Source organism: Gemmatimonadota bacterium (genome assembly GCA_016719105.1).
Taxonomy (GTDB): Bacteria; Gemmatimonadota; Gemmatimonadetes; order Gemmatimonadales; family Gemmatimonadaceae; genus SCN-70-22.
Genome location: JADKAQ010000014.1, coordinates 171,810 through 191,488 on the forward strand (window position 1 = coordinate 171,810; position 19,679 = coordinate 191,488).

Below are 19,679 nucleotides of genomic sequence, written 5' to 3' on the forward strand. Positions count from 1 at the left end.
GGTCCTCACCATGCCCCGCGCACGCCGAACGAGAACGTCCGGGCGAGCGGATAGGCGTAGAAGTCGGTCCCGAGCGAGATGGTCGCGCTGGAGCCGTTGCTGTTCACGTCCGGGTTGTAGCCGGTGTAGTCGGTCCACGTCACGAGGTTGCGCCCCGAGACGAAGAAGCGCGCCTCATCCAGGTTGAACGTGCGAGCCCACGAGCGCGGCAGGCGATAGCCCAGCGTCAGTTCCTGCAGGCGGACGTACGACCCGTCCTCGACGAAGCGGCTCGACACATCGCGCGCGCCGGAGGTGCCGTCGTAGCTCAGGCGCGGCTGCTCGGCGATGTCACCGGGCTTCTTCCAGCGCTTCTCGTACGAATCGCGGAGCTTGTTGTCGAAGTAGTAGCCGCCATCATCGGCGAAGATGCGGATGGCGTTGAAGACCTTGTTCCCCTGCGTGAACTGCACGAAGCTGCGGAAGTCGAAGCCCTTCCACGAGATCGTGTTGGTGAAGCCGCCGAAGTAATCGGGGTGCGGGCTGCCGACGATCACACGATCGTCAGCCGTGATGTCGCCATCGCCGTTGACGTCGTCGTAGATCGCGTCGCCGGTCTGCGGATCGACGCCCTTGAAGCGCAGCGTGTGGAAGGCGCCCAGCGGCTGGCCGACTTCCACGCGGTTGAGGCTGCGGATGCCGGCGTTGAACGGCTCGTTGCGATACAGCGCCGTCACCTCGTTCTTGAGGAACGAGATGTTGAAGTCGCTCGACCAGCTCAGGCCACCCACCTTGGATTCACGAATCGGCTCGGTCGACAGCTGGAACTCCCAGCCGCGGTTCTCGATGTTGCCGATGTTGTCGTACACGCTCGTGAAGCCGCTCGTCGAGGTGATCGGGCGGGACACGAGCAGGTCGTCGGTCTTCTTCTTGAAGTAGTCAGCCACGATTCCCACGCGCCCCGACAGCATCGAGAAGTCGACGCCGACGTCGAACTCGCGCGTCGTCTCCCACTTGAGGTCAGGGTTGGCCAACGACGACGGTGCGATGCCCGGAACGTCCGAGTAGTTCGCGCGACCGAAACGGGCCAGCGGGGCGTAGTCGTCCGCGATCCCCTGGTTGCCCGTCTCGCCGTAGCTGAGCCGCAGCTTGAGGTCGCCCACCTTCTTGATCGCCGACAGCCACGCCTCGTCCGACAACGCCCAGCCGATGGAGCCGGAGGAGAAGAGGCCGTAGCGGTTGTTCTCGCCAAAGCGCGACGAACCGTCCATGCGCACGCTGGCGCTGGCAAAGTAGCGGTCCTTGAGCGACCAGGTGCCCCGCGAGAAGAACGATGCGAGGTTGTTGTCGGTGCGCCCGCCGTCGTACGACGTCACCTTGCCGGCGTTGCCCGGGTAACGGAACTGCGTGCTCCCGAACCCTTCGCCCTGCAGGAAGTCGTTCTCGCGCGAGTTGTACTCCACGCCCGATCCCCCAACGAGGGAGAGCTGTCCAAAGCGCTGCCCCGGCGCGTCCCACTGCAGGTACGTCTCGGCCACATAGCGGCTGACCGTCGTGTTCCCCTGCTGCGCCACACCGCGCGCGCTGGCCGCGTACGTGCCGATGATCAGCGGCGAGTTCCAGCGCAGGTCGCGCAGGTTGAGCATGTCGACGCCCACGCGCCCGTTGAGGCGCAGGCGATCGCTGAAGGCATACGACAGCTCCGAGTTGCCCATCGCGCGCAGCGTCCGCGACTCGGCGTTGTCGAGCACCCCGAGTGCGACCGGGTTGGTGTACTCCAGCCCGTCGTCGGTCGAGGTGAAGGTCCCGTCCGAGTTGCGCACGCGCACGTTGGGCTGGTTGGCGAGCGCGTTGGTGGCGACGCCGTCGATGGTGTTGTCGTTCTCGTTGCGGAAGTTCCCCTCGCGCCCGAGCCCGATCGACGTGCGCACGCTGAGCTTGGACGACGGCGAGAAGTCGAGGTTGGCGCGCACATTCGCGCGACGGTACTGCGACCCCACCAGGATCCCCTTCTGGTTGAAGAAGGAGCCGGACACGAAGTACGAGATGCGGTCGCTGCCTCCCGTCATGCCGAGCGACAGGTCGTACACCGGCGCGGTCTGCAGCACCGATTCCTGCCAGTCGGTGTTGATCGTATCGTCGACGCCCGGAGCAAACGGAAGCTCGTCGTCGGCGTAGCCGTCGTTCTTGGCCGCCTCGTTGAAGTAGGCCACATACTCCTTGGCATTGAGCATGTTGACCTTCTTGGACAGGTCCTGCGTCCCGTAGTAGCCGTTCCACGTGATCTTGGGACGCCCGGCCTGCCCGCGCTTGGTGGTGATGAGCACGACGCCGTTGGAGCCGCGCGAGCCGTAGATGGCCGACGCCGAGGCGTCCTTGAGGACGTCGATCGAGGCGATTTCGTCGGGGCTGATCCCGCTCACCGCACTCACGTCCTGTCCACCCATCCCCAGCTGCGAATAGCTGTCGCGCAGCATCGGGATGCCGTCGATGACGTACAGCGGCTGGTTCCCCGCCGACAGCGACGACGAGCCACGCACGCGGACGGAGATACCGTTGCCCGGGTTGCCCGCGTTCTGGATGACCTGCAGCCCGGCCGCCTTCCCCTGCAGCGCCGCCTCGACGCTGGCGACGGGGACGTTGACCAGGTCTTCGCTCCGCACGGTCGTCACCGCGTTGGTGACCTCACGGCGATTGGCGGTGCCGTACCCGACGACGACCACCTGCGAGAGGTTGAGCGCCGCAGCGCGCAACGTGAAATCGGCCACCGACGTGTCCAGCGCCGCCACCGTCACGCTGCGCTGTGCCGGGCCAAAGCCCAGGCGCGTCGCGCGCACGGAGTACGTCCCCACCGGGACGTTGCGAATCACGTAGGTGCCGCCGGACGAGGTCAACGCACCGAGCGTCGTCCCCGCGAGGACCACCTGCACGCCATCGACGGGACGGCGAGAGGCCGAGTCGACCACGGTCCCCCGAATCGCCCCCGTCGCCTGCGCCTGCGCGCGCGACGGCGTGAGTGAGGTGAGGAGACAGCCGGCAGCGACAAGCAAAGCTGACCAGAGACGTCGTTTCATTCGAGATCCTCCACATTGAGTCCGCGCGTCGGCCATGGACGAGCTTCCATGGTCCGGGGAGCGCGGGAGTCCACGCCACAACAACCCTCGAGGTGCGACGGGCCGGTCGTCGGCCCGCGGGAAGCACACACGCCTATGGCCCGGGCGATTTTCACGTCCGCTGGGCGCGCGCACATGATTAGGACGTATCAAGTACGCCGCAATAGGCGGACAACCCGAATGCGGCATCTATACGCAGGGAACGACGCCCCCGGCGAGCCCCGCGGAGGGCGAGTTCCCATATCGAACGCGCCGAACACCACCGCCCGCGCTCGCTTCGTCCCGCTGCGGGGACGGCCCGGCATCCGGCGAGCGACAGGCCGGTTCAGGCTGGTTCAGGCTGGCTCCGGGCCCGCGACAGCCAGACGACAGCCTGGCGACGAGTTAGCGCGCGCCAGCCAGCGTCGCTTCCCCGGTGGCCGGGTTGAATCGGCTCCCGGCAGGCAGCACGTGCATGCGCACGCCGCTCGCCCCCAATGCCCCCCCCGGAGGGGTGATCGCACTCCCGCGCGCATCGTAGACAACCGCCACGCTCTCCCCCAGCACCCGCCAGGCGCCACCGGGCTCGACCACGATCGCCGTCGACTCGTCGATCCCCACGCCGAGGTGCGGCGGGCGCTCCAGCACGAGACTGATCAGCCGATTGTTGCGGCGGCGACGCAGGAAGTGCTGGTCGACCACCGCGTTGTCGATCAATCCGAAACCGTCGGCCGTGACGATGTTGTCGCGCGCGATCGTCCCCAGGCTGACCGTCGAATCGGGGCGCACCCCACCCCGGCGCCGCTCATCGCCGGTGATCATCACCGCCGACATGACCGCGGCCCCCGCCGAGGTCCCCCCGACGACCGCCCCCGCCCGATAGCGCTCGGCGATCGCGGCCGCGGTCCGGGACCCGGCGAGCGCCGCGGTGAGGCGCGACTGGTCGCCTCCGCCAAACCAGATCCCCGTCGCCTCCTGCACCTGCTGCACCACGGACTCGGCGTCGGCGCCGCTGCGATCCACCCACACGTTGACGGCCTGGGCGCCTAACGAGCGCAGCTGCTGTGCCTTCTCCTCGCCGCTCGTGCGCCCGCTGGCGCTGGCCATGGCGAAGACGACGATACGAGCCTTCCCCGCCCCGCCAGCCAGCGTGACGAATTCACGCACCAGCGCGGCCGGCTGCGGCCCCCCGCCGACGATGAAGAGCGTCCCCTGCACCGTCGACGCCGGCGGCGCCGTCTGTGCGCGCACGGCCGACGGAGCCGTGACCGTCGCGGCCAGCGCGAAAACGCACAGTCCGGCGCCGATGATTCCCCTCGCCCCGTGGCGAAGCGCTGCCTCCGCGCGGCTTGCCGCCGCCCCCATGCCGTGCACCATGCTCACGCGATCCGTTCAGGCTCCATGACCTTCTCCACCACCTTGCCGTCGACGACGCTCACGTAGTAGCACTTGGCCGCCGCCCGCGTGTTCACGACGCGCTTGACCTCGTTGTCCTCGAAATAGATCCCGGCGTCGTTATCGCAGGCGTAACCCGGCTTCATCTCGCCGGAGCCGATGAGCTTCTGGTACAGCGGACGCCGCCCCGGCTCCGCATCGTAGTGCGGCGAGTGGCTCCCCTTCAGGAAGCCCAGGCACTTCACGATCGTGAGCTCCTTCGGGCGCGAGTCCGTCGTCCCCTCCTCGAACCAGCATAACGAGCCGGCGCTCGCCCCGCCCAGGACGATCCCGCGGTCCCACGCTTCCTTGAGCACCAGGTCGATCCCCTGCGCCTTCCAGATCGCCTGCTGGTTGAGCGTGTTGCCGCCCGAGCAGACGATGGCGTCCATCGAGAGGAAGACCTCCTCCCAGCTCTTGTTCTGTCGCGTGCTGGCGATGAACGAGTTCTGCACGTGCGGTTCGACGTTGAGCGGGGCGCAGTTCTGGAAGAAGGTCAGCGTCCCCTGCTGGGAGTCGGCGGACGCCGTCGGGAGATAGCAGACGCGCGGGCGCGGCTTCCCGGTGAGCTGCGCCATATAGCGGATGAACGCCGTCCCGAAGCCGCCGCCGGCGATGAGGATCTTGCGCGTGGCAGCTGGCGGTCGAGGCGTCAGCAGCGAGCTCGCCAGCGTGGCGTTGACGCCGCCCAGCCCCAGACGGCTGGCTCCAGCGCCCAGCGTCCCCAGCGCCGACGATACGACGAAGTCCCGTCTCTTCATGGTCCCCTCTCGGTGAGCGAAGCCCGCAGATCTAGTCCAACGCGCCGAACATGCGCCCCGTTGCGCGGCGGATCAACGGGCGGGCGCACCCCCAGGCCTCGGTCACCCGGTGCCAGACAAGACATCAGGGCAGTGTCACCGCGCGCATCGGGACTTCGCCCATCCCGCCCGCCGTGAAGATCGCCAGCTGCAGCCGGCCGGCCGCCAGGGCACGCCGGTCGATCCCCGTCAGCGGGAAGACGCCCGAGGCCGTCCGCATCCCGGGGCCAGCGAGACGATGGATCACGGGCGAACCGATCGCCCCGCCAGCCGGGCGGCGCAGGACCACCGCCTGGAGCGCATCGGAGCTCCCGCCGCTCACCACCACGTCGTAGCGCAGCAGGTTGGTGAGCGGATCGAACACAAACCGTACGGTGCCAGTGACCGCGCCATGGGTCACCGCCTGACGAAAGGCGATCGCGCCCGGCGCGCGAGCGCCGCGCAGCCGTGGCGTCGTGGACGGCGCGGCACGCCGTGGGCCCATCCGCTCCAGCGCGTACGCCAGCCCCACGAGTCGCACGTCGGCCCCGGGGCGCCCCATGAACTCGATCCCCACCGGGAGGCCATCGTCGGTGAAGCCGGCGGGGGCGCTGAGCGCCGGGAAGCCGGTGTGCGCGCTCAGCCCGCACGTCGACCCGGGCTGTGGTTCGCCCACAAGCACCGGACGGCGGCGGCTCGTCGGGTAGGCAATCGCGTCGACCCGCAGCGAGTCCATCGCCGCCAGCATGCGCGAGCGCAGCAGCTGCTGCCGCGCCAGCGCGGTGCGATAGCGCTCGCTGTCTCGCACGCCGGTCGTGTCCATCGCGGTGATGCGCCCCATCATCGACGTGTGAAAGAGGCCGCGGTCAAGGATCAGGCGCGCCGTCAGCTGCGGTGCCCCGGGAATCGCCTTGAGGTAGTCCTGCAGGTCGTGGTTGGTCTCGAAGTTGATGACGCTGGTGTTGGCCATCAGCGAGTCGAAGTCCGCCACCCGCAGCTCCACCACGTCGGCCCCCGCCGCCTGCATCGCCGTCGTCACCGCGCGCACCGTGTCGCGGATGTCGGGGTCGATGTCGCCCGTCATGTAGTTGGTCAGCACGGCCACACGCGTCCCGCGCATCGGAAAGGCGGCGAGCGAATCGCTGAAGGCCGACGGGGAGCGTCCCTTGGCGATCGCCGTCGTCGTATCGGCCGGATCGAAGCCGACGGTGACGTCGAGCGCGATGGCCAGGTCGCGCACCGAGCGGGCGAGCGGCCCCGGAACGTCCTGCGTGTGCGAGAGCGGGACGATCCCGTCGCGGCTCGCCATCCCCTGCGTGGGACGCAACCCGACGAGGTTGTTGAAGGCGGAGGGGATGCGGATGGAGCCGCAGGTATCCGACCCCCACCCCACGGCGGCAAACGACGCCGCAATCGCCGCCCCCGTCCCCCCGCTCGAGCCACCGGGGCAGCGCATCGGGTCGTACGGATTGCGCGTCTGGCCGCCTAACGAACTCACCGAGGTGATCCCCGCCGCCAGCTCGTGCATGTTGGTCTTGCCGAGGATCACCGCCCCCGCCGCGCGCAGCCGGGCGACGACGAAGCCGTCGTCCGGCGGCTGCACACCGGCCAGTGCCAGCGATCCCGCCGCCGTCGGGAGGTCGAAGGTGTCGAAGTTGTCCTTGAGCAGGATCGGGATGCCGTGCAGCGCCCCGCGCACCTTTCCCGCCCTGCGCTCGGCATCGAGCGCTGCGGCGTCGCGCCGGGCGTTGGGATTGAGGCGAATGATCGCGTTGAGTGCCGGGCCGCGCTGGTCGTACGCCGCGATGCGGGCGCGATACGCATCCACCAGCTGCACCGCGCTCCATCGCCCGCGCTGCAGCCCGTCCTGCAGTTCGCTGATGGACGCCTCGTACACCACGTCACGCATCGAGGCCCCCTGGGCCGCAACCGCTGGGGCAACGAGGAGCGACGCGAAGGCCGCGGCGACCGGGAATCGAAGGAGAGCGCGCATGCTGAGGCTCAGGGCGGGGGCGGGGGGGCGTTCTCGTCGTGGACCGGGCGCGGCACAGGCGACGCACGCCGGTCGATCGGGGCGTGCTCGCCTAACGACGGCACGCGTCCCATCACCGGACGGACCGACGCCAGGTTGTGCGGCGGCAGCAAGGCAGGAATGTCGCCGGCGGCGGTACTGACCGTGGTCCACCGCGCGCGCGCCACCAGCTGGGCATGGTCGGCGACCGCGGGGACGTCGTTCACCACCGCGTTGGCGATTCCGCCGCGTTCGAGACGTGCGACGACCTCGGTAACCGGAAGCGCCGCGAACGCCGAGACGATCTGCCGTTCGAGTACCACACGATTGGCCAGTCGAGCCGCGGGCACGGCGTAGTCAGGATGATCGGCCAGCGCCGCATCGAGCAGCACGTGTTCGCAGAAGCGGCGAAACTCCGGGTCGCTCTGGATGGCGAAGAGCACCTGTCCATCGGCACAGGGATACGCCCCATAGGGGACGATCATGTTGTGCCGGAGCCCGGCGCGTCCCGGGGCGCCGCCGGTCCCGAGGTAGGTGTAGAGCGGCGGCATCATCCACTCGGTCATGCACTCGAACATCGAGATGTCGATGCGCTCGCCCTTCCCCGTGCGCTCGCGCCGGTACAGCGCGGCCAGCGCGCTCGAGTACGCGTACATCCCCGCCCCGATGTCGGCGATGCTGATCCCCACCTTGACCGGCTCGTCAGGCGTCCCCGTCATCGAGACGACCCCCGACTCGGCCTGGATGAGCATGTCATACGCCTTCTTGTCGCGATACGGGCCATCGGGGCCGTACCCCGAGATCGCGACCCACACGAGGCGCGGGAGCTCGGCGGCGAGCACGTCATATCCCAGCCCCAACCGCTCGATGGCTCCCGGGGCAAGGTTGTGCACGAAGACGTCGGCCCCCTGCACGAGCGCGTGCAGCGCCGCGATCCCCTCGTTCGACTTGAGGTCGAGCACCACGCTCTGCTTGCCGCGGTTGAGCCAGGCGAAGTACGCCGAGATCCCGTTGAGCGCCCCATCGTAACCGCGGGCGAAGTCGCCATCGCCCGGGCGTTCGACCTTGATGACCTCGGCGCCGAGGTCGGCAAACTGTCGCGTGCAGAACGGGGCGCTGACCGCCTGCTCCACGGCGACGACGCGCAGCCCGGCGAACGGGAGCACGTCGTTCATTCGCGCATGAGGGCACCGGCTGCACCGGGGCGTGCCCGCGCTTGTAGACCAAGACGGTGCGTCGATACGTGATCACCACCGTGCCGTCCTGCTTGAAGCCCGTCGTCCTGACCTCCACGATCCCCATCGTCGGGCGCGACTTCGATTCGCGCATGCTCAGCACCTCGCTCTGCGCGTAGATCGTATCCCCCTCGAGCACCGGCGCGGGGAGGCGCACCTCGTCCCAACCCAGGTTCACCGCGTTGCGCGAGATGTCGCTCACCGAGAGCCCCACCACCAGCGCCAGGGTGAAGGTCGAGTTCACCAGCGGCTCACCGAACTCGGTCTGCGACGCGTAATGCCGGTCGAAGTGGATCGGGTTGGTGTTGTTCGTGAGCAGGGTGAACCAGGTGTTGTCGACGTTGCTCACCGTGCGCCCCAGCGGGTGGCGCAGCACGTCGCCCACGTGGAAATCCTCGTAGCAGCGTCCCTCGTGTCCCGGTGCATCGCTCATGGTGCCGTCCCTGAAGGGTTGGGGCGGGGCGCACGCCCCGCGCGTTGCGCCGCGTCGGCGCGCAGCGTCGTCTGCGCCATGCGCAGGTTGGCCGCGTCGATCATGATGCCGTCGCTCCCCACCGCGCCGCGCCCGGCCGCGACGGACGCCTCGTAGCGCGCCACCACGTCGTGCGCCCACGCCAGGTCGCGGGGCGACGGCGAGAAGGCCGCATTCACCGCCGCCAGCTGCAGCGGATGGATGCACTGCTTGCCGTCGAATCCCATGGCACGCGCGACGCCACAGGCCCGCGCCAGCGCCTCGGGATCCTTGTAGCTGGCGAGCGGGCCGTCCATGCAGCGCAACCCGTACGCGCGCGCCGCCGCCACGATCCCGTGCATCACCGCGTGCCAGCGATGGGCGCCGTACGCCGCGTCGTGCTCGTCCTCCGCCCCGATGTTGGCCAGCGGCATGTGCATCGAGGCCGCGTAGTCCCCCATCCCGAAGATCAATCCCTCCAGCCGCGGCGAGGCGCTCGCGATCTCGCGCAGGTGCAAGAAGCCGAGCGCCGTCTCGATCTGCGCCTCGATCCCGATGCGCTCCCGGAGCCCGGTGCGTGCCTCGACCTGCGTCAGCAGACGATCGACGAACTGCACGTCCCCCGCCCCCGAGGCCTTGGGGAGCATGATGAGGTCGAGGTGCTGCCCCGCCCCTTCCACCACGTCGATCACGTCGCGATAGGTGTACATCGTGTCGAGCGCGTTGACGCGTACCATGCGCGTCCGATGCCCGAAGTCGAGCGTCGTGAGCGCTTGCACCACGAGGGCGCGGCTCGCCTCCTTCTGCTCCGGGGCCACCGCGTCCTCGAGATCGAGACAGACGGCGTCAGCGTCGCTGCGGGCCGCCTTGGCCACCATCTCCGGCCGAGACGCCGGGACAAACAACATGCTGCGCGCGAGGCGCGATGGGTTGGGGCGCATGATTCGCTAGAAGGAGCGGGGGAGCCCCAGCACGTGCTCCCCGATGTACGAGAGGATCAAGTTGGTCGACACCGGTGCCACCTGGTACAGCCGCGTCTCGCGGAACTTGCGCTCCACGTCGTACTCGGCGGCAAAGCCGAACCCTCCGTGTGTCTGCAGGCAGACGTTCGCCGCCTCCCATGAGGCATCGGCGGCCAGGAGCTTGGCCATGTTGGCCTCGGCCCCGCAGGGGAGGCCAGCGTCGAAGAGGCGCGCCCCCTCGTAGCGCATCAGGTCGGCCGCGCGCACGCGTGCGTACGCCTGCGCCAGCGGAAACTGGATCCCCTGGTTCTGCCCAATCGGCCGATCGAACACGACACGCTCGCCGGCGTATCGACGCGCCTTGTCGATGAACCAGAAGCCGTCGCCGATGCACTCGGCCGCGATGAGCACGCGCTCGGCGTTCATCCCGTCGAGGATGTAGCGAAAGCCGTCGCCCTCGGTCCCGATCAGGTTCTCGGCCGGGACCTCGAAGTCCTCGAAGAAGAGTTCGTTGGTCTCGTGGTTGACCATGTTGTCGATCGGGCGCACGCGCAGCCCGCGTTGCTCGGCCCCGCGCAGGTCGACGAGGAAGACCGACAGCCCCTGCGTGCGCCGGGTGACCTGCTCCAGCGGCGTCGTGCGCGCGAGGAGGAGCATGAGGTCGGAGTGCTGTATGCGCGAGATCCAGACCTTCTGCCCGTTGACCAAGTAGCGGTCGCCGCGCCGCTCGGCAACGGTGCGCGTCTTCGTCGTGTCGGTCCCGGTGGCCGGCTCGGTGACGGCGAACGACTGCAAGCGCAGCTCGCCAGCCGCAATGGCGGGGAGGTAGCGCCCCTTCTGCTCGGGCGAGCCGTGCCGCAGCACGGTCCCCATGATGTACATCTGCGCGTGACAGGCTCCGGAATTGGCGCCGGCGCGATTGATCTCCTCGAGAATGACCGACGCCTGCGTGAGCGTGAGCCCGCTACCGCCGTACTCCTCGGGGATGAGGGCCGACAGCCAGCCGGCGCGCGTGAGCGCCTGCACGAACTCCTGAGGGTAGCCGTGTTCGCGCTCGACGCGCTGCCAGTAGCGCGAGTCGAACGGGGCGCAGGCGGCGCGCACGGCTTCGCGAATCTCGACGTGCTCGGTAGCGCGGGGATTGATGTCGCTCATGGGTGCACAACCTCGCCCGCGGCACGCGCCGGGGCGAGTGCGGCGAAGAGGATCGACATGTCGGGCACGCTGGCGAGAGCCAGGACCGTGGTCACCGCGCGCTCCGCAGTGGCGGCGTCGTAGCGTGGGGTAACCAAGGCGCGGAGCTTGTCGGCGAGTGCCGCGGTGGACACGGGATTCTCGGGATTGCCGCGCGGGAAGGCGGCGGCGCGCGTGCGGCGCGTCCCGTCGCGGTGTACGTAGGTGATGCGGGTCCCCCATTCGGCCGGATAGCGCGCCGTGATGTCGGGGACGACGCGGATCTCGATGCGCGGCAAGAGCGCGGCGACCGCGGCATGCCCCACCCCCGCGGGGCCGAATCGCTCGGCGGCAAACTGCTCGAGCCCCACCGCGCCGTCCACCAGCGCCGCCGCCACGCAGTACGCGAGCGAGAACTTCGCCTGGTAGGGCGTCGTGGGATCGTGCTGCTTCACGATGGCATGCCCCTGCTCGTACGTCTCGACCTCCACCCGCTCGAGCGCCCCGAGCGCCTCGTCGCCCCGCCAGCCGCACTCGGCACGATGCTCGAGCGACACGTCGATGGCCGTGTGCGTGTGGCCGCAGCACGAGTGGAGCTTGTAGCAGTTCTCGGGAAGCTTCCAGTGCGAGCCTAACGCTTCGGTCACGCGGCTGGCGTCGAAGTCCGTCGTGGTGGCGCGAAAGAAGCCGCGCTCCCCCTCCAGGATTCGCGTCGCCCCGGTGAAGCCGACGCGGGCGAGGTCGGCGGCCAGCACGCCGTTCATCGCCGCCTTGCCCGGGTGCAGCGCCTTGCTCATTGCCCCGTCGGCGTTGAACTCCCACAATCCGCTCGCTTGCGTCCCGGCACTCCCCAGCGCGTCGAGCATCTGCGCGGGGGAGAGCCGGACGAGCGACCCGGCCGCCACCGCGGCGCCGAAGGTGGCCGCCGTCCCCGTGGGGTGCCAGTAGCGATAATGCGAGGGGTTCACCGCCTCTCCCACGCGCAGTGCGGCCTCGTATCCGAGCGCCACCGCCAGGAGGAAGTCCTCCCCCGAGGCGTGCTCGCGCTCGGCCACGGAGAGCGCCGCGGGGATCACCGGCGCCGCCGCGTGCAACGTCGAGCCCTTGTGCACGTCGTCGAGTTCGAGGATGTGCGAGGCGACGCCATTAGCCAGCGCCGCACCGGCGGCCGAACTGCGCGCCCCCGCGAACACCGTGGCATCGCGCGACGCCCCCAGCTGCCTAACGACTTCCCTCGCCATCTGCGCGGGCGGCTCCAGGGCGCCGCTCATCGCCGATCCCAGCCAGTCGAGGATGGCGCGATGCGCCTCGTCTACCACCACCGTCGGAAGGTCGCGGAAGCGGGCGCTCGCGCAGAAGTCGGCGAGGAGGCGTGAGGCGGGCCGTGGGGTCATGGGGGGAGGGTGGTGGCGGCGCGTCGCCAATCTACCTGACGCGACGCTAATAGTCGAAGTACGCGCCACGGCGCCCCATGTACCAGCGGCGCCCCCGCCCGCCGATCGCTCCCCTCGCCCTACGCCCCCTCCAGCCCCTCGATGTCGAGCTTCTTCATCCCCAGCATCGCCTGCTGCACACGCATCGCCTTGTCACGATCGGGGTGCTGCAGCAGCGGGAGCAGGATGCGCGGCACGACCTGCCACGACAGCCCGAACCGGTCCTTGAGCCAGCCGCAACGACTCTCCTGGCCGCCATCGGCCGTGAGCGCGTTCCAGTAGCGGTCGATCTCCTCCTGCGTATCGCAGGTGATCATCAGCGAGATCGCCTCGTTGAACTGGAAGTGCGGCCCGCCGTTGAAGGCGTGGTAGGTGCGCCCGTCCATGACGAAGGTCCCCGACATGACGCGATCGCCCGCACGATTGACGGCGACGATACGAGAGTGCTTGAAGAGCGACGTGTACAGCTGCATCGCCTCCTCGGCCTGGTCGTTGAACCAGAGAAACGGGGTAATCGTCTCGGAACTGCTGTGGTTCGCCGCCTGGATCATCGTCGTGGCCTCTCGCGTTGTACGGGGTCTCCCCTCGGCTTCTTCACTCGACGTTCGTCCGGTGGACGCCGCGCCTGCCACCCACCCCGCACGATACCGGATAGCAAACGGGCGCGGCAGGAATCCCCGCCGCGCCCGTTTGCCTGATCGACGCGACGTTACGACACCGTCGCGTGCTGCAGGTCCTGCACCGCCTTCAGGAGGAGCTTCATCTTCGGGGCGTCGCACGACGAGCGCGCGTCGTTCTCCACCTGCGTGGCCAGCGCCCCCAACTGCGACGTGCGCTGCACGCCCGGGGCCCGCTCGGCACTGGAGAGCGCCGAGCGCACCTCGGAAATGCGATTCGCCGGGAGGCACTTGTTGCGCTCGAGCTGGTCGACGTAGGCACGCGCGAGCGCGAACGACGGCGGCCAGGCGATCTTCGGCTGCCCCTGCGCGTTGAGGTGCGTCCAGCGCACCGTCTTCGCCGCGTCGATCTCATTCTGCGAGACGTACTGGCTCGGCACGAGGTCGGCCACGTCCATCCCGCGCGCGATCTCCGAGCTCACGATCGCACCGTTGTACCAGTACACCGACCACGAGCCGCCCATCACGACGCGGGTCGAGTCCACCGGGCCACGGTCGAAGAACGCGATCTCCTTCGGGTTCTTGGCGTCGGTCCAGTCAAACACCGAAATGCCGCCTTGGTACCACGCCTGCACCATCACGTCGCGCCCGGGGATCGGAATCAGCGAGCCATTGTGCGCCACGCAGTTCTCGGCCGCGGTCTGGACGGTCGGGATCTTGTAGTAGCTCTCGAACTTCATCTTGCGGTTCACGATCGAGAAGATCGCGTTCGACCCCCACTCCTTCTTGTCCGAGGCACGGCACTTCGGCGCGCCGCCACCGCCCCACTCGTCGGAGAAGAGGATCTTGGTCCCGTCGTTGTTGAACGTGGCCGAGTGCCAGTAGGCGAAGTTGGAGTCGGCGACGGCATCGAGGCGCACCGGGTTCACCGGGTCGGCGATGTCGATCAGGATCCCGTGTCCTTCGCAGGCGCCACCCGCCAGGCCCAGCGACGGATAGACGGTGATGTCGTGGCACTGCCGCCCCGGGTTGATGGGCGAGCCGGGCTGCGGCGCGCTCCCGAACATGCGATTCACGACCCCCTGCAGCCCGGCGCGCAACGTCGCCGAGTCGGCACCGGTGGGGGCGCCGCTCCCGCCACGCGCCTTGACCACGCTGTCGAGCATGACACGGATGAACTGCCCACCCAGCACCATGTCCTGCCCCGACGACGGGTTCTTCGCCGTGAAGCCACCGGCAGCGCGCGCCACAGCTGCCGCCTTGGCGGCCGCCGCGAGGTCTTCCTCGCCCGGCGCGTGCGTCGGCGTGGAGGTGAGCCCGCTGAAGATGTTGGCCCGGTTCACCACGGCCGACTGCTCCGGGTGCGCCAGCGGAACCTTGATGATCTCGATCCGCAGCAGCGAAGAGTTGGCGTTCTGGTCGGGCGTGTCGCGCACGCACCCCGCCAGTTCGTTAGGCGAGCGCACCCCGGCCGAGCCCGACACGTAGATGTAGATGTTGTCGGGATCCTTGGGGCTCTCGACCACCGTGTGCGTGTGCGATCCGCGGCACGTCTGCACGTTGGCGACGATCTTCGGCTTCTTGATGTCGCTGATGTCGAAGACGCGCACGCCACGGAAGCGCAGCGCACTCACCGTGTCCGGCACGCCGCCGGGGAGGCAGTCCACCCGGCCGTTGTTCGCCTCGGCCGACATGAACATCAGGTTCTTGTACACCGACACGTCGTTCTGCGAGGCCGGGCAGCTGAAGGCCGTGACCAGCAGCGGCTTGGCCGGGTTGGTGATGTCCCAGACCACCGGTCCGTTGTAGTTCCCCTGGATCACGTAGTTCCCCGTGAAGGCCAGGTCGGAGTTGGTGATCCCGAGGAACCCCTCGGGGGAGACCGCCTTCGACACGACCTTCATGTTGGAGAGCGCTTCGCCGGCGTCCATGAGGCCGGCCTTGAGGCCGACGCGCGAATCCATGCGCGGATCGGCCGACGGCGACGGCGTGGTCGCGGGGGGATTGGAGCCCGCGCACGCGGCCGACGCGACGAGCGCGGCGGCGAGCATGGCGCGAGACGACAGACGGGATGTGCTCATGCCTGGCTTCACTCGGGTGAGGGGGGACGAAGGAGCGGAAGAAGGTGCGTGCTACAGCTGGAATGCTGCAGTCGCTACGGAAGTTCGATCAACATCTGGAGCATGCGGCGGATCTCGGTCGACTGATCCACCTCGACATCGGCCGCGAACTTGAAGATCGTCTCGTCCTGCCCCGCGCCACGATTGGCGAAGAGCGTCTTGACCATCGTCACAGCGCCACGGTGATGATCGATCATGTACGTGAGGAAGAGCCGGTCGAACTCCGGGCCACGCGCCGCGTCGAGCGACTTGAGCTGTGCATCGGTCAGCATTCCGGGCATCGACATCGCATGCGCGCCATGCTGCATGGCCTCGTGGCTCATCCCCGCGTGCTGCATCGCCGCGCCTGCCGTGTCGGCGACCGGCGCCTCCTGGTTGCGATCGCGCAGCCACGTCTGCATGAGGTTGATCTCGTCGCGCTGCGCGTTGATGATGCGCTCGGTGAGGCGGATGACCGCCGCACTCGCGCCGTGCGTAGGCGCCCACTTGGAGATGAGAATCGCCTGCGCGTGGTGATGGATCATCCCCGACATGAAGTCGATGTCGCCCTTCGTGTACGGGTAGCGGAGCGAATCGGCCCGCGCGCGGTCCTTCGCTGCCTCCGGCCCCATGCGCGACAGCGCCGCCGCGGGACGTGAACGGGCGCACGCCGAGGTCAAGGCGAGCGCGCCGAGGGAGAGGGTCAGGACGTGGGTGGTGAATCTCATCGGCGTATTCCGCGAGTTGGACAGCCGGGGGGGCGGCAGGGTTGCGGGGAATCTCGGGGGAAGCGCGCCGTGTGGCGAGGGGTGGGGACGAACCGCCACGATAGGGTGGCGCCTTGCGACCCCGCCACTGCCCTGCCTACTTCGAAGGATGATCTCCGCCCTCGCTCCCGCTCGCGCCTCGGCGCGCACTCCCCGCCCCCTCCGTGGCGCCACGACCGTCGCCCTGGCATCGCTCGTGGGCCTCGTCCTCGCCGCCCTTCCGGCGCGCGACGCGGCTGCCCAGGCCAAGCCGGCGGCACCACTCTCCGCGGCCCAGCGCCGCGCGATGCTGGCCACACCCACGCATCCGTTCTGGCGGACCAAGGCCCCCGACACAGTCGCCCTCGACATGGAGACCTCGCGCGGTACGATGACGATCGAGCTCATCCGCGAGTGGGCCCCCAACGGTGTGGATCGTTTCTACAACCTCGCGCGCGCCGGCTTCTTCGACGACTCGCGCTTCTATCGCGTCCTTCCCTTCTACATCGCCCAGTTCGGCCACCCGGCCAGCCCCTCGGTGGGGGCGACGTGGCGCGAGCGGAAGATCCGCCCGGACTCAGTGCGATCGAGCAACGTGCGTGGGACGATCACGTACGCGCAGTTCACCCCCCGCGACCGGTCGACCACGCTGTTCATCAACCTCAACGAGAACGTCTCGCTCGACTCCTCAGGCTTTGCCCCCATTGGCCGAGTGATCGCGGGGATGGAGAGCGCCGACAGCCTCTATTCAGGCTACGGTGAGATCCCGGCATCGCCGGCCCCGATGGGGAATCCGCGCCGTTTCTACGGCGAGTCGAACCGCTTCCTCGACAAGACGTATCCCAAGCTCGACCGGATCATCTCGGTCAGGGTGCGCGCGGATTCCGCGGCGACGCCCTAACGATCGACGCACGGAGGCGGCTCGCACGACAGGACGCCGCACCCTTCGTCGCATCTTCCCTCCCCAGATCATCGGTTCCGCCACCGTGCCCCGCCTTTCACGAGTTCGACCACAACGACGGGCGTCAGCGCCGCCGCGAGCACGACGCCCCAGTCGCTGAGCGTGAGAGGCGTGGTGCGCAGCACGCGGCGCAGCAGGGGCACGGCCACCGCCGACAGCTGCAACCCGAGGCAGAGGAGCGTCGCTCCCCACAACCACCGGTTGGCCGCCCCCCCGGTCGAGAACATCGAGCGCGTCGTGGAGCGCGCATTGAACACGTGCGCCACCTGCGCCAGGGCAAGGGCCATGAAGGCGATCGTCACGGCGTGGCGCAATCCGTCGCCCTCCACCCCGTACGCGCGCAGCCCGAATCCGAAGGCGGCCAGCGTGCACGTCGCCAGGACGCCCCCCTGCCACACGATGAGCCACCCGAAGCGCGGCGTCATGAGCGGCGCCGATGGGTCGCGCGGGGGGCGGCGCATCACATCCTGCGCCGACGGTTCGAGCGCCAGCGCCATGGCCGGAAAGATGTCGGTCACGAGGTTGAGCCAGAGGATCTGCAGGACGCCGATGGGGAGCGGCCACCCGATCATGATGGCCACGAAGACCGTCAGGATCTCGGCGAAGTTGCACGAGAACAGGTAGTGGATGAAGCGCAGGATGTTCTCGACGATCACGCGCCCCTGCTCCACGGCGCCCACGATCGTCGCGAAGTTGTCGTCGGTGATGATCATGTCCGACGAATCCTTCGCCACCTCGGTCCCGCGAATCCCCATCGCGATCCCGATGTCGGCCTTTCGCAGGGCCGGCGCGTCGTTGACGCCGTCTCCCGTCATCGCGACCACCTCGCCCTGCTGCTGCAGCGCCTCGACGATCTGCAGCTTATGCTGCGGTGACACGCGCGCGAAAACCGCCGTCCCGGTCACCGCGGCCTTCCACCCCTCGGCGTCGAGCCCCGTCAGGTCGCGTTCGTGCAGCGTGCGCAGCGCGTGCCCCGCGCCGTCCGTGTCGAGACCGAGCTGCCGCGCGATCTCGCTCGCCGTCACCAGCTGGTCACCGGTGATCATGATGGCGCGAATCCCGGCGGTGCGGCACAGCGCGATTGTCGCCCGGGCCTCGTCGCGCAGCGGATCCATCATCCCGACGACGCCCACGAAGGTGAGGTCGCGCGTGAGGTCGTCATCGCTGAAGGGCTCGGGGAGCTCGCGGTAGGCGAGGGCGAGGACGCGCAACGCCTCACCCGCCAGCGCATCGTTCGTGGCGACGACCTGCGCACGCCGCGCCGGCGTCATGGGGACGACGCCGGTCGCGTCGAGCACGCGGCCGCTCGCGTCGAGCAGCGCCGACGGCGCCCCCTTCGCGTAGGCGAACGTTCGTCCATCGGGGGCGCGGTGGACGGTGACCATGCGCTTGTTGCGGCTGTCGAACGGGATCTCGCGCAGGCGAGGATACGCGCCTTCGAGCGCCGCATGCTCCATCCCCGCCTTGGCCGCCGCGACGATCAGCGCCGCCTCGGTCGGATCGCCCACCACCACCGGCTCGGCGCCGGCGCGGTTGATCGACGCGTCGTTGCACAGGGCGCCGATACGCAGCGCCAGCCGTACGGGTTCGTCGTGCGCCGCGCCCGACGCCACATCGAGCGGCGCCCCCCCTTCTTCCAGGCGACCCGCAATGCCGTAGCCGGCGCCTGTGACCGCCAGCCGCCGTCCCGCGACGACCAGGATGCGCACGGTCATCTCGTTGCGCGTCAGGGTCCCCGTCTTGTCGGTGCAGATCACCGTCGTCGAGCCTAACGACTCCACGGCCGGCAGCCGCCGGACCAGCGCGTGCATGCGCGCCATGCGCTGCATCCCGATGGCGAGCGTCATCGTCGTCACCGCCAGCAACCCTTCGGGGACCGCCGCGATGGCCAGCGAGATCCCAACCTCCACCATGAACAGGAGCGCGTGGCCGCGAATCCACCCCATCAGGATGATGACGACGCACAGCACCAGCACGACGACGAGCAGCGCGCGGCTCAGCTGCCGCAGCTTGGCCTCCAGCGGCGTCCCCTTGGCGCCCATGTCGTCGATGAGGGCGCCGATCTGCCCCAGCTCGGTCCGGGGACCGGTCGCCGTCACCACAAAGACGCCGCGCCCGTCGGTCACCCCTGTCCCCGTGTGCACCATGCTGCGGCGATCGCCTAACGCGGTCGCCTCCGAGGCGACCGCCTTCGTGGACTTCGCCACCGGGAGCGATTCCCCCGTCAGCGTCGACTCGTCCACCTGCAGCCGCACCGCTTCGACCACGCGGCCATCGGCCGGGACGCGATCGCCGGCGGCGAGGAGCACGACATCGCCTATCGCGAGGGTGGCAGCCGGGACCTCATGCTCCACACCGTCGCGCCGCACGTGGGCGACCGCGACCAGGCGCCGCCGCAGGCCGTCGATCGCGCTTGCCGCCTTCCACTCCGTGACGAAACCGATCGCCGCGTTGAGCGCGATGACCACCAGGATCGCCACCGCCTCGATCACGTCCCCCATCACCAGCGCCACCGCTCCAGCGACCAGCAACAGCACCACGATCAGGCTCTTGAACTGGTGCAGCACCATCAGGAGGGCCGAGCGCTGCGCCGCCTCGGGGAGCGCGTTCGGGCCGTCGCGTGCCAGTCGCGCCGCCGCGTCAGCGGCCGACAGGCCGGTCGCCACATCCAGCTGCAACGCACGTGTGGTCTCGTCCACCGATCGTG

General features: G+C 69.1%; 13 protein-coding genes and 1 pseudogene. 1 reads left to right on the forward strand and 13 read right to left on the reverse strand.

The window, feature by feature from the left end; genetic code table 11:
• Nucleotides 1-5: 5 nt before the first annotated feature.
• From IPN47_15395 to IPN47_15450, 12 genes and pseudogenes are all read right to left on the reverse strand, one after another.
• On the reverse strand, nt 6-3,053 hold the full coding sequence (locus tag IPN47_15395) for a TonB-dependent receptor (protein MBK9409399.1): 3,048 nt from the start codon (nt 3,051-3,053) through the stop codon (nt 6-8).
• A gap of 423 nt (nt 3,054-3,476) precedes the next feature.
• Nucleotides 3,477-4,454, reverse strand: a complete 978-nt coding sequence (locus tag IPN47_15400; protein MBK9409400.1) for a cyanophycinase — start codon at nt 4,452-4,454, stop codon at nt 3,477-3,479.
• Entirely contained in the window at nt 4,451-5,266 is an 816-nt protein-coding gene (locus IPN47_15405; protein ID MBK9409401.1) for a peptidase E, read from the reverse strand. Before IPN47_15405 ends, IPN47_15400 begins: the two co-directional genes overlap by 4 nt.
• 124 nt (nt 5,267-5,390) lie before the next feature.
• Entirely contained in the window at nt 5,391-7,277 is a 1,887-nt protein-coding gene (locus IPN47_15410; protein MBK9409402.1) for an amidase, read from the reverse strand.
• A gap of 8 nt (nt 7,278-7,285) precedes the next feature.
• Nucleotides 7,286-8,461, reverse strand: coding sequence for a CoA transferase (locus IPN47_15415; GenBank protein ID MBK9409403.1), 1,176 nt, complete (start codon nt 8,459-8,461; stop codon nt 7,286-7,288).
• Between the two features lie 22 nt (nt 8,462-8,483).
• Nucleotides 8,484-8,963: pseudogene (locus tag IPN47_15420) on the reverse strand (MaoC family dehydratase).
• The gene (locus IPN47_15425; protein ID MBK9409404.1) at nt 8,960-9,922 is read right to left on the reverse strand and encodes a CoA ester lyase; all 963 of its coding nucleotides are present in this window, start codon (nt 9,920-9,922) and stop codon (nt 8,960-8,962) included. Before IPN47_15425 ends, IPN47_15420 begins: the two are co-directional and overlap by 4 nt.
• Before the next feature lie 6 nt (nt 9,923-9,928).
• Nucleotides 9,929-11,098, reverse strand: a complete 1,170-nt coding sequence (locus tag IPN47_15430; protein ID MBK9409405.1) for an acyl-CoA/acyl-ACP dehydrogenase — start codon at nt 11,096-11,098, stop codon at nt 9,929-9,931.
• A complete protein-coding gene (locus IPN47_15435; GenBank protein ID MBK9409406.1) occupies nt 11,095-12,510 on the reverse strand; it encodes an MmgE/PrpD family protein in 1,416 nt (471 codons plus the stop codon). The genes IPN47_15430 and IPN47_15435 overlap by 4 nt, the downstream gene beginning before the upstream one ends.
• Before the next feature lie 119 nt (nt 12,511-12,629).
• Complete coding sequence (locus IPN47_15440) at nt 12,630-13,100, reverse strand: VOC family protein (protein MBK9409407.1); 471 nt, start codon at nt 13,098-13,100, stop codon at nt 12,630-12,632.
• 158 nt (nt 13,101-13,258) lie between these two features.
• The gene (locus IPN47_15445) at nt 13,259-15,247 is read right to left on the reverse strand and encodes a hypothetical protein (protein ID MBK9409408.1); all 1,989 of its coding nucleotides are present in this window, start codon (nt 15,245-15,247) and stop codon (nt 13,259-13,261) included.
• A 74-nt stretch (nt 15,248-15,321) separates the two neighbouring features.
• A complete protein-coding gene (locus IPN47_15450; GenBank protein ID MBK9409409.1) occupies nt 15,322-15,993 on the reverse strand; it encodes a DUF305 domain-containing protein in 672 nt (223 codons plus the stop codon).
• A 148-nt stretch (nt 15,994-16,141) separates the two neighbouring features.
• Here IPN47_15450 and IPN47_15455 point away from each other — a divergent pair, with 148 nt between their 5' ends.
• The gene (locus tag IPN47_15455; GenBank protein ID MBK9409410.1) at nt 16,142-16,912 is read left to right on the forward strand and encodes a peptidylprolyl isomerase; all 771 of its coding nucleotides are present in this window, start codon (nt 16,142-16,144) and stop codon (nt 16,910-16,912) included.
• 68 nt (nt 16,913-16,980) lie between these two features.
• Here the strand turns inward: IPN47_15455 and IPN47_15460 are convergent, their stop codons facing one another.
• Nucleotides 16,981-19,671, reverse strand: a complete 2,691-nt coding sequence (locus tag IPN47_15460) for a cation-transporting P-type ATPase (protein MBK9409411.1) — start codon at nt 19,669-19,671, stop codon at nt 16,981-16,983.
• Nucleotides 19,672-19,679 lie beyond the last annotated feature (8 nt).

What these genes read in the sequence shown, in the direction of transcription:
- IPN47_15395 (MBK9409399.1), bottom strand. Translation starts at nt 3,053, where the DNA reads ATGAAACGACGTCTCTGGTCAGCTTTGCTTGTCGCTGCCGGCTGTCTC.
- IPN47_15405 (MBK9409401.1), bottom strand. Translation starts at nt 5,266, where the DNA reads ATGAAGAGACGGGACTTCGTCGTATCGTCGGCGCTGGGGACGCTGGGC.
- IPN47_15410 (MBK9409402.1), bottom strand. Translation starts at nt 7,277, where the DNA reads ATGCGCGCTCTCCTTCGATTCCCGGTCGCCGCGGCCTTCGCGTCGCTC.
- IPN47_15425 (MBK9409404.1), bottom strand. Translation starts at nt 9,922, where the DNA reads ATGCGCCCCAACCCATCGCGCCTCGCGCGCAGCATGTTGTTTGTCCCG.
- IPN47_15430 (MBK9409405.1), bottom strand. Translation starts at nt 11,098, where the DNA reads ATGAGCGACATCAATCCCCGCGCTACCGAGCACGTCGAGATTCGCGAA.
- IPN47_15435 (MBK9409406.1), bottom strand. Translation starts at nt 12,510, where the DNA reads ATGACCCCACGGCCCGCCTCACGCCTCCTCGCCGACTTCTGCGCGAGC.
- IPN47_15440 (MBK9409407.1), bottom strand. Translation starts at nt 13,100, where the DNA reads ATGATCCAGGCGGCGAACCACAGCAGTTCCGAGACGATTACCCCGTTT.
- IPN47_15445 (MBK9409408.1), bottom strand. Translation starts at nt 15,247, where the DNA reads ATGAGCACATCCCGTCTGTCGTCTCGCGCCATGCTCGCCGCCGCGCTC.
- IPN47_15450 (MBK9409409.1), bottom strand. Translation starts at nt 15,993, where the DNA reads ATGAGATTCACCACCCACGTCCTGACCCTCTCCCTCGGCGCGCTCGCC.
- IPN47_15455 (MBK9409410.1), top strand. Translation starts at nt 16,142, where the DNA reads ATGATCTCCGCCCTCGCTCCCGCTCGCGCCTCGGCGCGCACTCCCCGC.